This window comes from Leptospira kobayashii (genome assembly GCF_003114835.2).
Lineage (GTDB): Bacteria > Spirochaetota > Leptospiria > Leptospirales > Leptospiraceae > Leptospira_A > Leptospira_A kobayashii.
Genome location: NZ_AP025028.1, coordinates 610,372 through 623,151, shown reverse-complemented (window position 1 = coordinate 623,151; position 12,780 = coordinate 610,372). Strand labels below are relative to the sequence as shown.

The 12,780-nt window shown below is 41.1% G+C and carries 15 protein-coding genes; 7 read left to right on the top strand and 8 right to left on the bottom strand.

Features of this window, described 5'->3' with window-relative positions:
- Positions 1 to 5: 5 nt before the first annotated feature.
- The gene (locus DI077_RS02880) at positions 6 to 446 is read right to left on the bottom strand and encodes an acyl-CoA thioesterase (RefSeq protein ID WP_109020084.1); all 441 of its coding nucleotides are present in this window, start codon (positions 444 to 446) and stop codon (positions 6 to 8) included.
- Positions 447 to 553: 107 nt separating this feature from the next.
- Here DI077_RS02880 and DI077_RS02875 point away from each other — a divergent pair, with 107 nt between their 5' ends.
- Both DI077_RS02875 and DI077_RS02870 read left to right on the top strand, forming a co-directional pair.
- A complete protein-coding gene (locus DI077_RS02875; protein WP_109020083.1) occupies positions 554 to 1,258 on the top strand; it encodes an SDR family oxidoreductase in 705 nt (234 codons plus the stop codon).
- Positions 1,259 to 1,295: 37 nt separating this feature from the next.
- Entirely contained in the window at positions 1,296 to 1,790 is a 495-nt protein-coding gene (locus DI077_RS02870; RefSeq protein ID WP_109020082.1) for a DUF1579 domain-containing protein, read from the top strand.
- A 3-nt stretch (positions 1,791 to 1,793) separates the two neighbouring features.
- Here the strand turns inward: DI077_RS02870 and DI077_RS02865 are convergent, their stop codons facing one another.
- The 4 genes from DI077_RS02865 to DI077_RS02850 form a co-directional block, all read right to left on the bottom strand.
- Positions 1,794 to 3,758: a PAS domain-containing hybrid sensor histidine kinase/response regulator gene (locus DI077_RS02865; RefSeq protein ID WP_109020081.1), complete on the bottom strand. Its 1,965-nt coding sequence runs from the start codon at positions 3,756 to 3,758 to the stop codon at positions 1,794 to 1,796.
- Positions 3,759 to 3,765: 7 nt separating this feature from the next.
- Positions 3,766 to 5,013, bottom strand: a complete 1,248-nt coding sequence (locus DI077_RS02860) for an adenylate/guanylate cyclase domain-containing protein (RefSeq protein WP_109020080.1) — start codon at positions 5,011 to 5,013, stop codon at positions 3,766 to 3,768.
- A gap of 256 nt (positions 5,014 to 5,269) precedes the next feature.
- On the bottom strand, positions 5,270 to 6,481 hold the full coding sequence (locus tag DI077_RS02855) for an NADP-dependent isocitrate dehydrogenase (protein WP_109020079.1): 1,212 nt from the start codon (positions 6,479 to 6,481) through the stop codon (positions 5,270 to 5,272).
- Positions 6,482 to 6,526: 45 nt separating this feature from the next.
- Positions 6,527 to 7,102 (bottom strand): hypothetical protein, encoded by a 576-nt coding sequence (locus DI077_RS02850; RefSeq protein WP_109020078.1) that lies wholly within the window; start codon positions 7,100 to 7,102, stop codon positions 6,527 to 6,529.
- Between the two features lie 90 nt (positions 7,103 to 7,192).
- Between DI077_RS02850 and DI077_RS02845 the strand changes: the two genes are divergently transcribed.
- The 4 genes from DI077_RS02845 to DI077_RS02830 all read left to right on the top strand — a co-directional run bounded on the left by DI077_RS02845 (position 7,193) and on the right by DI077_RS02830 (position 10,493).
- A complete protein-coding gene (locus tag DI077_RS02845) occupies positions 7,193 to 7,585 on the top strand; it encodes an LIC_13246 family protein (protein WP_109020077.1) in 393 nt (130 codons plus the stop codon).
- Positions 7,586 to 7,634: 49 nt separating this feature from the next.
- Positions 7,635 to 8,690, top strand: a complete 1,056-nt coding sequence (locus tag DI077_RS02840) for a hypothetical protein (protein ID WP_109020076.1) — start codon at positions 7,635 to 7,637, stop codon at positions 8,688 to 8,690.
- Positions 8,691 to 8,859: 169 nt separating this feature from the next.
- Positions 8,860 to 9,204 (top strand): helix-turn-helix domain-containing protein, encoded by a 345-nt coding sequence (locus DI077_RS02835; RefSeq protein WP_109020075.1) that lies wholly within the window; start codon positions 8,860 to 8,862, stop codon positions 9,202 to 9,204.
- Positions 9,204 to 10,493 (top strand): type II toxin-antitoxin system HipA family toxin, encoded by a 1,290-nt coding sequence (locus DI077_RS02830; protein WP_109020074.1) that lies wholly within the window; start codon positions 9,204 to 9,206, stop codon positions 10,491 to 10,493. Before DI077_RS02835 ends, DI077_RS02830 begins: the two co-directional genes overlap by 1 nt.
- An 87-nt stretch (positions 10,494 to 10,580) precedes the next feature.
- Here DI077_RS02830 and DI077_RS02825 read toward each other — a convergent pair whose 3' ends face one another.
- Genes DI077_RS02825 through DI077_RS02815 form a run of 3 tightly spaced genes read right to left on the bottom strand, consistent with a single transcriptional unit; the run spans position 10,581 to position 12,029 of the window.
- Positions 10,581 to 10,847, bottom strand: coding sequence for a DUF2442 domain-containing protein (locus tag DI077_RS02825; protein ID WP_109020073.1), 267 nt, complete (start codon positions 10,845 to 10,847; stop codon positions 10,581 to 10,583).
- Entirely contained in the window at positions 10,828 to 11,073 is a 246-nt protein-coding gene (locus DI077_RS02820) for a DUF4160 domain-containing protein (protein ID WP_109020072.1), read from the bottom strand. Before DI077_RS02820 ends, DI077_RS02825 begins: the two co-directional genes overlap by 20 nt.
- A gap of 8 nt (positions 11,074 to 11,081) precedes the next feature.
- The gene (locus DI077_RS02815) at positions 11,082 to 12,029 is read right to left on the bottom strand and encodes an MBL fold metallo-hydrolase (protein ID WP_109020071.1); all 948 of its coding nucleotides are present in this window, start codon (positions 12,027 to 12,029) and stop codon (positions 11,082 to 11,084) included.
- Between the two features lie 91 nt (positions 12,030 to 12,120).
- Here DI077_RS02815 and trmB point away from each other — a divergent pair, with 91 nt between their 5' ends.
- A complete protein-coding gene (trmB, locus tag DI077_RS02810; RefSeq protein ID WP_109020070.1) occupies positions 12,121 to 12,780 on the top strand; it encodes a tRNA (guanosine(46)-N7)-methyltransferase TrmB in 660 nt (219 codons plus the stop codon).

The window sequence follows — 12,780 nt, the reverse complement described above, 5'->3', positions numbered from 1 at the left end:
ATTCTTCAGTCCAGAACTTCAAATTGAGGAGCTTTTGGAAATTTGGAAAAAGCCTCTTTTACAAACTGGCTAGGAACCATTAATTTTCGAATTTCAGTATCGATCCAAGCACCGTCTACATTGATCACAGCGGCAAGTATATCTTCATTCTTAATGATACTGTGCTGAATGCTCCACCTTGAAAAATCAGGTCTTGCTTTTGTCAAAACCGCATTGATCGTAATCTTATCTTCAAAATGGATTTCCCGTTTGAAAATCGCTTCCTCTCTAAATAGGATCGGTCCTGTTTTCAGTTCCGTAAACTTGCTACTTGTCAAACCGTAGTTCGCTAAGAATTGAATCCTCGCAATCGCGCCGAAGTCGTAATATGCGGAATGTCTTAGGTGATGGTTTTGGTCAATGTCTGCCCAGCGAATTTGAATCGGAAAAGAAGCCGTAGATGTCATAGAATTTTCCCAATGGAACCGGGAACCTCATTCTTGTAATGGAAAAATCGGATTGTATTTCCTAATTTTTCGGTTTAATCTGAGAAAAATCCGAACCCGGAGACAAAATGAATCGGAAAGAAAAAATTGCACTCGTAACAGGATCCAACCGAGGGATAGGCAAACAAGTGGCACTGGATCTTGCCGCACAAGGAATCTTTGTCATCGTTACTTCCAGAAACAAAACGGAAGGAAAGCTAACGCAACAAGAGATCATAAGCTCCGGCGGAAAGGCGGATTTTTTTCCTTTGGATGTTTCCAATGAGAAAAGCGTATTGAGTTTGTTCGATTATATCAAAAAAACTTACGCGAGACTGGACATACTCATCAACAACGCGGGGGTTTATCTGGATCATGACGGTTTCAGCGGAACTACCAGAGAAGAAACTGCGAAAACACTGGAAACCAATCTAGTCGGCCCGCTTCGACTTTGTCAGTTATTTCTTCCTATGATGAGAGAAAACGAATATGGCCGCATTGTCAATGTTAGTTCAGGGATGGGGCAAATGTCGGATATGGGTGCGGGTTATCCTGCCTACCGGATTTCCAAATCGGCAATCAATGCACTAACAATTATAGTTTCGAAAGAAACCATCGGCAGAAATATCAAAGTCAATTCCGTCTGTCCCGGCTGGGTGAGAACAGATATGGGGGGTCCAAGTGCGGAACGAACAATCGAACATGGTGCGGAAACGATTGTTTGGGCGGCACTATTGCCCGAGACCGGAGCAACAGGTAAATTTTTCAGAGATAAAAAAGAAATTCCCTGGTGATCCTTTTCAACTAACAGTAAAAAACAGGTGTGATCTTATGAGCAAAGAAAAATTCGAATTATCCAAAAAAGAAGGAATTCATAAAGAACTGGCTTCTCTTGCGGGAGAGTGGAAAGGAAGAATGTTTACCATATTCGAAAAGGGAAAAATTGCGAATGAAGCGGACGTTTCCGGTACCATGAAACTTGTACTAGGTGGAAGATTCATTTTGCATGAATACAAAAGTAGCTTCGGAGACGATCCCATCGAAGGAATCGCTATTTACGGATATCATATAGATCGTAAAAAATTCGAATCCGCATGGATCGAAAGCTTCGGAATGGGAACCGCCATTATGTTTTCGCAAGGGACACATTCCGATACTGAGATTTCCTTTTTAGGCCATTACGAAGATCCTTCTTCCGATTCCAAATGGGGTTGGAAAACAACGATTCAAAAAATCGACGAAAACCAAATCCTCATCGTAGCGGAAAATTTTTCTCCCGAAGGCAGAGAAGCAGGCGGAGTCAAAATCATATACCATCGGATTTAAGGATCAACACCATTTTTCAATCAGTAACGCAAGTTCGGTTGGCTGAATCGGTTTGGAAAGATAATCATTCATTCCTGCATTGATACATTTTTCACGATCACCTTTCATCGCGTAGGCGGTAAGTGCAATGATGGGAATATTCGTTTGGAAATTTTCCTCAGTCTGAGAACGGATTCTAGCCGTCGCTTCAAACCCGTCCATCTCCGGCATTTGACAGTCCATCAAAACCAAGTTGTACCTATTTTTGGATAATTCTTCCAATACTTCTTTACCATTGTTTACAAGTTTCGCTTCTATTCCGATTTTTCTCAATAAACCCAAAGCTACGATTTGGTTTGTAGGATTGTCTTCCGCTACCAGAACTTTTTTACCCTGGAAACGTACATTTTTGGATTGGTTGGGAGATTTAGATTCGGCGTTCGAATCATTCGAGTCCAAACGAGATACATTATTTTCAAATACGCAAGTAAACCAAAATGTAGAACCTTTTCCCAATTCACTTGCAACTCCGATCGTTCCACCCATGAGTTCCGAAAGTTGTTTTGCAATGGCAAGGCCTAGTCCAGTTCCGCCAAACTTTCTTGTGGTGGAAGTCTCCACTTGATGGAAAGGGGAAAACAATTGGTCAATCGCATGGGAAGGAATCCCGATCCCGGTGTCCTGGATGGAAAACAATATCTTTGTTCGGTTCTCCACAGTCTCTTTCTTTTCAACGGTAATAGTCACTCCTCCGTCTCTCGTGAACTTTACCGCATTGCCGATCAAATTGATTAGAATTTGTCTGAGCCTGCTTGGATCTCCTAGAAAACTCTCTCCTTCGGCCAGATTGGATTCGTAATTCAAAGAAATCATCTTTTCAATTGTTTTCTGTTGAAATAAGAAAAGTACTTCTTCGATTGTTTTATCTACCTGGAAGGTAGTGTATTCCAATTCCAGTTTTTTCGCTTCTATTTTGGAGAAATCCAAAATATCGTTTAACAAAGATAATAAGGACTCTGCACTTGTCTTCACTAACTGGGAATATTTTCTCTGTTCCTGAGTGAGGCCGGTTTCCAAAAGAAGATGGGTCATTCCTATGATTCCATTCATCGGAGTACGGATTTCATGGCTCATATTGGCGAGAAATTCGCTTTTGGCAGCGCTTGCTTCCCTTGCCGTATCCGCCATCTTATTGGAATGATCGATCGCAATCAAAAGCCTTTGATTTGCTTCTTTAAGATCATCTTGCGATTGTTTGATGGCTTTTTCGGAACGGATTCTTTCCGAAATGTCATCGGCTACGCCGATCAAAAGAGAGATTTCCCCGAATTCATCGATAACAGGCGTTATCTTGACAGACCATGTTTTTAAAATTCCAGTGATTCTATGTTCCAATTCGAACTGAATCAGTTTTTTTTCTTCCAAGGATTGTTTGCATTGCAATAACAAATGATTTGCGACTTCGGAAGAAAAAACTTCATGTATCGTTTTGCCGAAAATTTTGGATTGGTGCAATTGCCATTCATTTTGAAAAGCAGGATTGGTTCCTAAAAAACGAAATACACTGTCCTCTTCCACTCTTAAGATAAAAATAGAATCGGACACTGCCTGAAAAACGGTCTTATACAGTTTTTCCTGTTCTCTTCTGTCATGTATATTGATCGCACAAGTGAGTCGTGCCTTGCCCGAACCCCAATGGATCACAGTATCATGGCATTCGTAAAATTGACCTTCAGGACCGAATTGACGTTCATAAGGTTCACTTCTGGAAGAAACAGTTTCCGAACCTAAGATCGATGCATTCCAGGTAAAAAGCGTAGAGATTGAATTTGGTTTTATTTCTTCGCTTTCTCCCAGTTCGGAAGGGATATTTCCCCAAATGGATTTTCCATATTCATTTACAAATAATATTTTCCCTGAGCCCATATCGGACACATAGACAAGAGCATCGATCGACTCTAAAATATTTGTAAGGATACTACTATTCATATAAATATTACATTCTTTTCGGTTCTTCCGAAATCGCAAAAATCCGCTTCGGGATAGCTATTCCTTTTAACTTATGTTCGCCGATGTCTTCCCATCGGATATTCGCATCACTTACAAATTCTTCGGAAGCGAGAACGGCTTTCTTCAACTCTCCGCACATCCCTGCAATGCGGCTCGCAAGATTGACCGCTTCTCCAATCACTGTGAAGTCCAATCGTTCTCTGGACCCGATGTTTCCGTATAAAATCTGTCCTTTATGAAGTCCCACTCCGTGTCGGATCGGGGTCTTTGAATCTTTGATACGAATTCGGTTTAATTTTCTCAATTCATCAAAGACCTGTCGAACAGAAAGTAAAGCTTTCATTCGGACTCTTTTCTTATTTTTTTCATCGAAAGGAAAGACAGCTAAAATTCCATCCCCTAACATTTTCAGAACTTCCCCGCCGTTTTTTTCAATGGAAGGGATAATGGCTCCGAAATAATCGTTCAACATGTGTATTATATCCGACGGAGATAAATCCTCACTGAGTCCGGAATAATTACGAATATCGGAAAACCAAATGACCGAATTCATAGTTTCCACGTCTCCTAAGTGAACTTTGCCCGAATAAACGAGAGAGCCCGTCCTTTTTCCCAGGTAAACGCTGAGCAAGGTCTCCGTAAATTCCGCCCGCATAAAGTTAGACCATTTAACATACATTACATTGCTTGCCTTTTCCAAAAAGGCGATCTTCTCAGGGGTAAATCCCTCCGGATGATCCGTCACAAAACTTTTAAATGCAACCGGATTTCTAGCCTCTATCACGGGTATTGCTATGTATCCAGTTGCTTTATGCTCTTTCAAATCTTCCAGGATGGGATAAGGCAAAGGTTCTTCCTGATAATCCAAAAAAGAAAACACGTAAGTTCTCTGAGATTGTAAGACACGATAAATCGGGCTGAGTTTGAACGGCTCTGTTCGGGAAGTACCTTGCTTGAAACGGATTTCCTTGAGAGAGCCGATTCCAAAAGTAAATACCTGTGAAGAAACGGCAAGGTCCCCTACCAGATTGTCAAAAATAGCCAATTTGTCATTCGGGACCCAAAGGTAAGTGACTGTTTCTACCTGAGGATGCACCGTTCTCGTTCCCATGCTCGCACGTATGATCCGGAAATCTTCCCGAATCAAAAACTCAATAAATGAATTAAAATAGGAAGAAGCGGATTTAGCGTTTCGGCTTTCTTCCATAAACCAGTCTAAAAATCGATTGTACATTGAACTCTGTCTGTATTATTTTTTATCTATAATTAATTCGCACACGCCATCTAACACGTTTTTTGCGGCAGATACACCGATGAATACACGATAAGGATTATCAAAGATTAAAGCGAAAGGCTTCATATTTCCTCCAGATGATTCAAAACAAATTGCCCATTGGACCGGATTTTCGCATGATCGGCAATCAAGACTGCCAAAGCCTATAAAGGAAGGTACCCTACCTCAAGGGAACAAGAGGTAGGGAAAAAGTTTCTTATTTCAATTTAGAATCGAGTCTTTTTTGAACGGCTTCCATAAATTGGAAAGTATCCAATTCTGTTTTTTTAGCCGCAGTCGAAAGAGAGAGTAAATCTTTTGTCATCTCTCCGCCTTCGATCGTCTCAATGATGGACTCTTCCAATTTCACTGCAAAGTTGACTACGTCAGGGGTTCCGTCTAACTCGCCTCTTTTTGCAAGAGCACCAGTCCAAGCAAAAATAGATGCAACGGAGTTGGTAGAAGTAGTCTCCCCTTTTTGGTATTTACGATAGTGACGAGTCACAGTTCCATGAGCCGCTTCGTATTCGTATTTTCCATCCGGAGAAACAAGAACGGAAGTCATAAGTCCCAAAGATCCGAATCCGGAAGCAACCATATCGGACATCACGTCACCGTCATAGTTCATGAGTGCCCAGAGTTGACCGCCTTCGTTTTTCATGATTTGCGCCACTGCATCATCAATTAGGAAATAATTGTAAGTGATGCCGGCAGCTTTCATTTCTGCGTCTTTTTTTGCTGCAAGATCATCAAAGATTTCGCGGAAACGTGCATGGTATTTTTTAGAGATGGTGTCTTTTGTAGCAAACCAGATGCTGATCTTTTCGGAAAGAGCATAATTGAAACAAGCAAGTGCAAAAGATTCGATGGACTTGTCCAGGTTGTGCATAGCAAGCGCAACTCCAGGTCCTTTGTATTCATTCACTACCAATCTTTGTTTTTCTTTTCCGGAAGCATCGGTATAAATCAATTCCACTTTACCAGGTCCGTCTATGATCATTTCCACATCACGGTAAATATCACCGTAAGCGTGACGACCGATTGCGATCGGCTTTTTCCAAGAGTTTACTGCAGCCGGAATGTTATTGATTATAATCGGTTTTCTAAAGACGGTTCCGTCCAGAATCGCACGAATGGTTCCGTTAGGTGATTTCCATTCTTGTTTCAGGCTGTATTCTTTTACTCTGTCTGCGTTGGGAGTAATGGTCGCGCATTTAACACCTACTCCGTGTTTTTTGATCGCATTTGCAGAATCGACAGTTACTTGGTCATCCGTCTTGTCCCGGTATTCAACGCCAAGGTCGTAATATTCAAGTGTGATATCTAAATAAGGGTGGATGAATCTTTCTTTGATTTCTTTCCAGATGATTCTTGTCATTTCGTCACCGTCTAATTCGACAAGCGGTGTTTTTACTTTAATTTTTCCCATGTAACTCTCCTAATAGCTGTTATTGATTTATAATTTCGCTTACGATCATGATTCTAGAAAAGGTGCTGCGTGTTTGTTCCAAAGAAAATGACAAAACTCGGTGGAATTGTTGATTGCGCCGGGCAAAGTATGAATCCCCGAAAGAGAGGCGTATCTTTTTTTAAACGCTTCTTTTTCGGAAAGACCCGCGAGCCTCTCTTCAATCCTAATCAAAGTTAGTCGCCAGTCCTTGACCAATTTTTCCTTGGAGACATTGACATTTGTTATATTTAATAATTTTGCGGAATCAATAGAAATATCTAAAAAATGAAGCGGAAATGCAGGAGGAGTGAATTTATCCCGAATGTCTTCCACATCCTTTTCCACATCCAATTCCTTATAAGGAGGGAAGGAAAACAATGCCCCGAACCTTAAAGAGAGAGGAAGATAGAAAGCAAAGTTGCGATCAAATGCAACCATTTGTTCCACTGCCCAGGCAATCGATTTGGGGCGGTCGGCGGAAGAAAACTCATACTCCGAGTCAGGGATTTTTGCGATTTTATTAATTGTGTACTGGGTAAAACGAAGCTTCTCGATCCAAAATATTTCTAAAATATGAGTCAGCATGTCCGTTTCGTTCATGATTATGAACGGAAACTTTTTTTCAAGTGAGAATCGAATTCGGGAGCCAATCGGTAGAGTTCTTTACCCCTCTGAAATGAGGTAAAAGACATGCACGAAGAGAAAACCGTTCTTTGGAGGGAGCTCACAAGCCGAAAAGAGGAATTCCAACATATCCTGAGGGTTTTGAATCATTATTACGAAGTCTGCAACATCCAAAATACAAAATTACAAAAGTTCCGCCAGGCATTGGTAGAAAGCCCTGCTGCAAAGATCAGAGTCTTTTTATCAAAAATTGGGGATTATGAATACTATGTTTCAGCCTGCATTACGGAAGGCAGTTTTTCTCCCCATACCTGGATCCATATCGACGGGATTTCGGAAGAAAGATCCAGGATGGTTTTGATCGGAAATTCGGATCACCCGGTTTTTTCCATCACAAGCATGGGGGATTTGTTTTCTCAAAATACGGAACCAACAAAAGAGGAGCACTTGCTTACTTAAAAATGAAAAAAAACTAGCAAAGTCCAAATCAAAATGAGAGTTTTGCCCCATGCAAAAGCTCTCCAGGCTCTGTTTTCTTTTTCTGATTTGTTGGCGATTGGATGCGGACGGAACCAATTTGGCCCGATTGGGAATTCCTTCCGATTTTCGAACTCAAATTTATCCGGAAGAAGGTTACTTGCAAGCTTGGAATTTTTCCTTACAAAATACATCCTACAAACTGTTTGCTACTTTTTTGGTCAGCAATTTCGGACCGGGCACAAAGAACAACGGAATCAGTGCCATCATCAAACATGAAAACGAACCTCTTTATTATTCTACCAGAGAGTTCGGTCAAGATGAGTTTGAAATGAAAAAGGGACAGTTCTTCCAACAAAGTGGAGAAAACTGGATGGATTATAAGGATGGAAAATATTCCATTCATATGGTTTTTCCCGAATGGACGATTGATTTGGATTTTTTTCCCAACCAAAGAACGGGAGTAGCCATCTCAGGTGGGAGGCTAAACCTAACAGAGGATGGGCGATTTGTTCAAGCGGACATTCCTCTCTCTTTCGTAAAAGTAAAAGGAACAATCATTCACAATGGAAATGCAGAAGCGGTGGAAGGGATAGGTGGAATGGAACACCTGCTGACCAATTACGAAGTGCATAAGTATTCCAATAAATGGGAAATCGTTCGAACGATCACAAAGGATGGAACTCGTATTTTTGCGGGTGGCTTTATCGGAAACGAAAAGATCCCCGGTGGGTTTTTTCGAAAGATTGCCGTACTTTCCAAAAAAGGAAACCTGATCCTGGAAGGAACCGTTTCAAAATCAGAGATTATCAATGAAGAAACGGAACCCGTTTCCGGTTACACTTTACCCAAAAAAGAAAGATTGTATTTCGGAGAGTCTGATTCTTGTTATGTGGATGTGATCAGGACAAAAAATATAGCAAGCATGAGTGCTTTGGAAAATATCTCCGCGGTGTTACGGTTTTTTATCCAACTCTTCTTCGCAAAACCGTATCAAATTCATTCCGAAACAGAACTGGAAGTGAATTGTGCGGCCTGGTCCGGCAAAGGCAAAGGAACTCATTCGTATTATCTGATCAATCAATGAAAGATGTTGAATTAGAATTAACCAAAATATGCCCATTAAACTATGCATATTTAAGATAAAACAGAAGATATGCCTAGTTTACCAGGCATAAAGTAAGTGTTTGACTAACTATTTATGCCTGCTATACTAGGCATATTCACAATAAAATTGAATATATGCCTACCAAACTATGCAAACAAACCGTAACGCACCTATAGAAACCCTGCTACAAACGATCGCCGAAAATCTTGAAAAAAGAGCGAAGCAAACAAAACAGGACAAACAAGATCTCGCCAGATTGGCCGACTTGAACCGAAATACAATCAGTGCCGCGCTCTCCGGTAACGATATGAAATTATCCACATTGATTCGACTTACACGCGTGCTCGGCTTCACTGACTGGCTACTGCCACTTCTAGATGCACCGATACAATCCCCCATCGAGCAACTTGCCAAAAAAAGAAAATCCGGTAACCAGGAGTCACTCGAATCCAAAAGACCAATGAGTAGAGTGATGGGGCGGCGCAAATCATAATGGAACAACCTGTTGCCGTCAATTTATGGGGAGAGAGGATAGGAGGATTGGTTTGGGATAAAAACCGGGGACTCGCTTTATTTGAATATGACCCTGACTTTATCCGGTCCCGTCGTTATGAAATCAGTCCTCTCATGTTACCTCTTTCCTCCCGAATTTTCCAATACCCGGAACTGAAAAATACAAAAACATTCAAAGGACTACCGGGTGTCATAGCCGATAGTCTGCCGGAAAAATTCGGCAATCGGTTGTTAGATGCCTATCTGGCGAAACATGGCCGTAAGCTTGAGGATATGAACCCATTGGAACGACTGTGTTACGTGGGAACCCGTGGAATGGGAGCACTGGAATATGAGCCCGATTTGGAAACCAGAAAATTAAACAAACCCATTCCCATACAAGTAAGTGATTTGGTCGAAGTAGCTAAAGCAGTATTGAATGAACGTATATCGGCAAATACCAGTTTGGTGGATGAAGGGATAGATTCGCTTATTACGGTCGGCACAAGTGCCGGAGGTGCAAAAGCAAAAGCGATTATAGCAATCAATAATAAGACCAAAGATGTTTTATCAGGTCAAACCAATGTTCCAAAAGGTTACGAACACTGGTTGATTAAGTTCGATGAAATGGAAAATGAAGAACATGCAACCAGCACCCAAATCGGTCGAATTGAATTCGCTTACAGTGAGATGGCATATGAATCGGGAATCAATATGATGGAATGTCGATTATTGAAAGACGGAAAGAAAGCACACTTTATGACAAAACGGTTCGATCGGGTCAATGGCAACGATAAAGTGCATGTTTTAACTTTCGCAGGAATGGTTCATGCCGATCGTGATCCACCGGGTAGTTATGGATACGAAAGATTGTTCCAGACAATTCGGGACTTGGGCCTAGGCCAAGATACACTGACCGAAATGTATCGCCGTATGGTATTCAATATTTGCAGTCGCAATCAGGATGATCATACCAAAAACCATGCTTTCCTAATGTTCGGAGATGGCAATTGGCAGTTGTCTCCTGCTTACGACATTTGTTTTAGTTATAAACCGGGAAATCAATTTATAGAACAACACCAGATGTCGTGCAACGGAAAACGCGAACATTTCACGTTGGATGATTTACTGGAAGCGGCTAAGTTTGCAGATATAAAACGTCCCCGTACCATCATAAAAGCGGTAGAGGAAACAGTATCTAAGTGGCCGGATTTTGCCGAGAAGGCGGGCATACGGGAAAAAAACGCAGCACAGATAGGAAATTTGCACAGACGTTTTATCAAGAAATAGAAAAACAAACATATGTAAGGCCGTATTAAATCCATTCCGAAACAGGACGAGAAGTGAATTGTACAGCTTGGCCAGGGAAGAATCTAACTAAAGATTTTTTTGATGTTGTGAAAGATCGCCATTCCCAAGAAGAAGCCCCGGGACACTGATATCCTCATCCAAATCGTCCCAATGCAGTCCAACTCCTCCGCCACTAATTTCAAATTTATGAAGTTGTTCGGAATTCGCTTTGCGAAGTCGAGGGAAATAAGCAAGAGGAACGGATAATGTTCTTCCATCAAATAAAGAGATCCAAAGATTATTTTCATCGAACCAGATTTTTTGAGCTTTAGCTTCAGATACCGAAGAAATCATTCCATTTACCTTGAATCAATACTAACTTACTTTCAATCTCATTTTCAATCCAATTTAATTCTTTTGAATTAAAACCATAGTTATCTTCAAGCGCGACAATCGGTTTAATCCAAAACTTGGCCAATTTTTCTCCCTTTCTGACATGAATGTGAATTGGTTCCCTAGGATTGCCTTCATTAGAAAAAAAGAAAAACTTATAACCATTGGTTTCGAATACCTTGGGCATAGAAAAATCTATAAATGAAAACTCATTCCTTCTCTTGCGATATGGATCGAAATATTTTTAGGATTGGAAGGTTTTCCCTCTTCTAAAATGATTCGAACCACTTCCGTATCTTCATGATCGGGCTCGTGATGAGTGAGTACTACCGATTTGATTTCCATCATCTCTGCAAACTCGACTGCTTGTCGAACAGCGGTATGTCCCCAACCGATTTTCTTTTCCGCCTCAGCAGTGCTATACTGCGCATCAATCACAAGCAAGTCGGCACCCGCAATATGAGGTTTCAATTCCAAAAGTTGGCTTCGGTCCTCTTCTCTGTATTCCACATCGGTACAAAATAAAAATTTCTTTTCCCCTTCCCGAACGCGGTATCCCAAACAACTGCCGGGGTGCCGGAGTCCGAAAGGGATCACTTTCAAATTCCCAAGCGCATAGGATTGAAATTCTTTCCAAAGATGAAATTCTTTTTTAGAAGCCATCTGGTTGAAAGTAATCGGAAAATTTTCAGGGTGTTGTTGGCGGATAAGTCTTTCTTCCAGGTTTTCAATCGCAGAATAAAAATGAATATTGGTAGTAGGTGAATAGGCCGGCTTAAAAAAAGGCCAACCTTGGATATGATCCCAATGAGTGTGAGACACAAGTATATTAATATCGAGTGGTTGTCCGTTGAATGCAACAGGAGCAAGAAGGTTTCCCAAGACGCGGATCCCGGTTCCCATGTCGAAAATAACCTTTTCTCCCGATTCTCCTTCCAGATAAACACAAGTAGTATTTCCACCTAAGTCTTGTTCCAAGGGGATGGGAAGGGATTCCAGAAATTTCTCTTCGGAAAAACCATTTGGATTTTTGGTCCACTCGGCTTTGGCTTGTCTTAAGATCTTCAGCAGTTTATCCTGCTGTTCCCGTTTCCCGACAGGAGTCGGTAACGAGCCTCGAACACCAAAAAGAGTAATTTTCATTCCATTCCTTTGGGAAATCTTTGTTTCCTGTGAAGATTGTTTTCAGAACTTGTATTCTAAACTCAAATATCGGTAGAAAGTGGTAAGTTCCTTGTTAGTAAATCCTGAAATTCGTCAAAAGCTATGGAAGTTCACCTTACGAACGTCCTATTCTTCAGACTATCTCCTGCAACCTAAAGAGTGGGGGAAAAAAATCGACATAAAAAAATGTTTCCCTGACCACATAAAAAACTACTGGCTAGAACTGGGTTCAGGTTGGGGGGAAGTAGCAATCGAACTTGCAAAAGAAAATCCGACTACGGGCTTTCTATTAATGGAACGGAAAATTGACCGAGTGATCGCTACGGAAGAAAAACGGAAAGAATTGGGTTTGGAAAATATCCGTTATATGACGGTCAACTTCCAATGGTTTTTTTCGGAGCTATTGGAAAAAGAAATGTTTGAAACTGTTTTGATCAATTTCCCCGATCCCTGGCCGAAAAGAAAACATCATAAAAACAGAGTGATGAAGCCGAAATTCTTAGAAGAAGTTCATTCCCTTTTGGCACCAAACGGGCGTCTTTTGTTTGCAACTGATTACGGTCCATACGCCAGAAAATGTATCTCTCTGTTTCGTAAAACAAGCAAATTCAATTGGGAAGGGATGGAAGAATATTCTTTCAGTCGACCGGAGTTCCCCCGATCTTTTTTCGAAACGGAAAAAAGAAACGAGGGAAAACAAATCTATTATTTAGAAAGAAACAAGGTATAA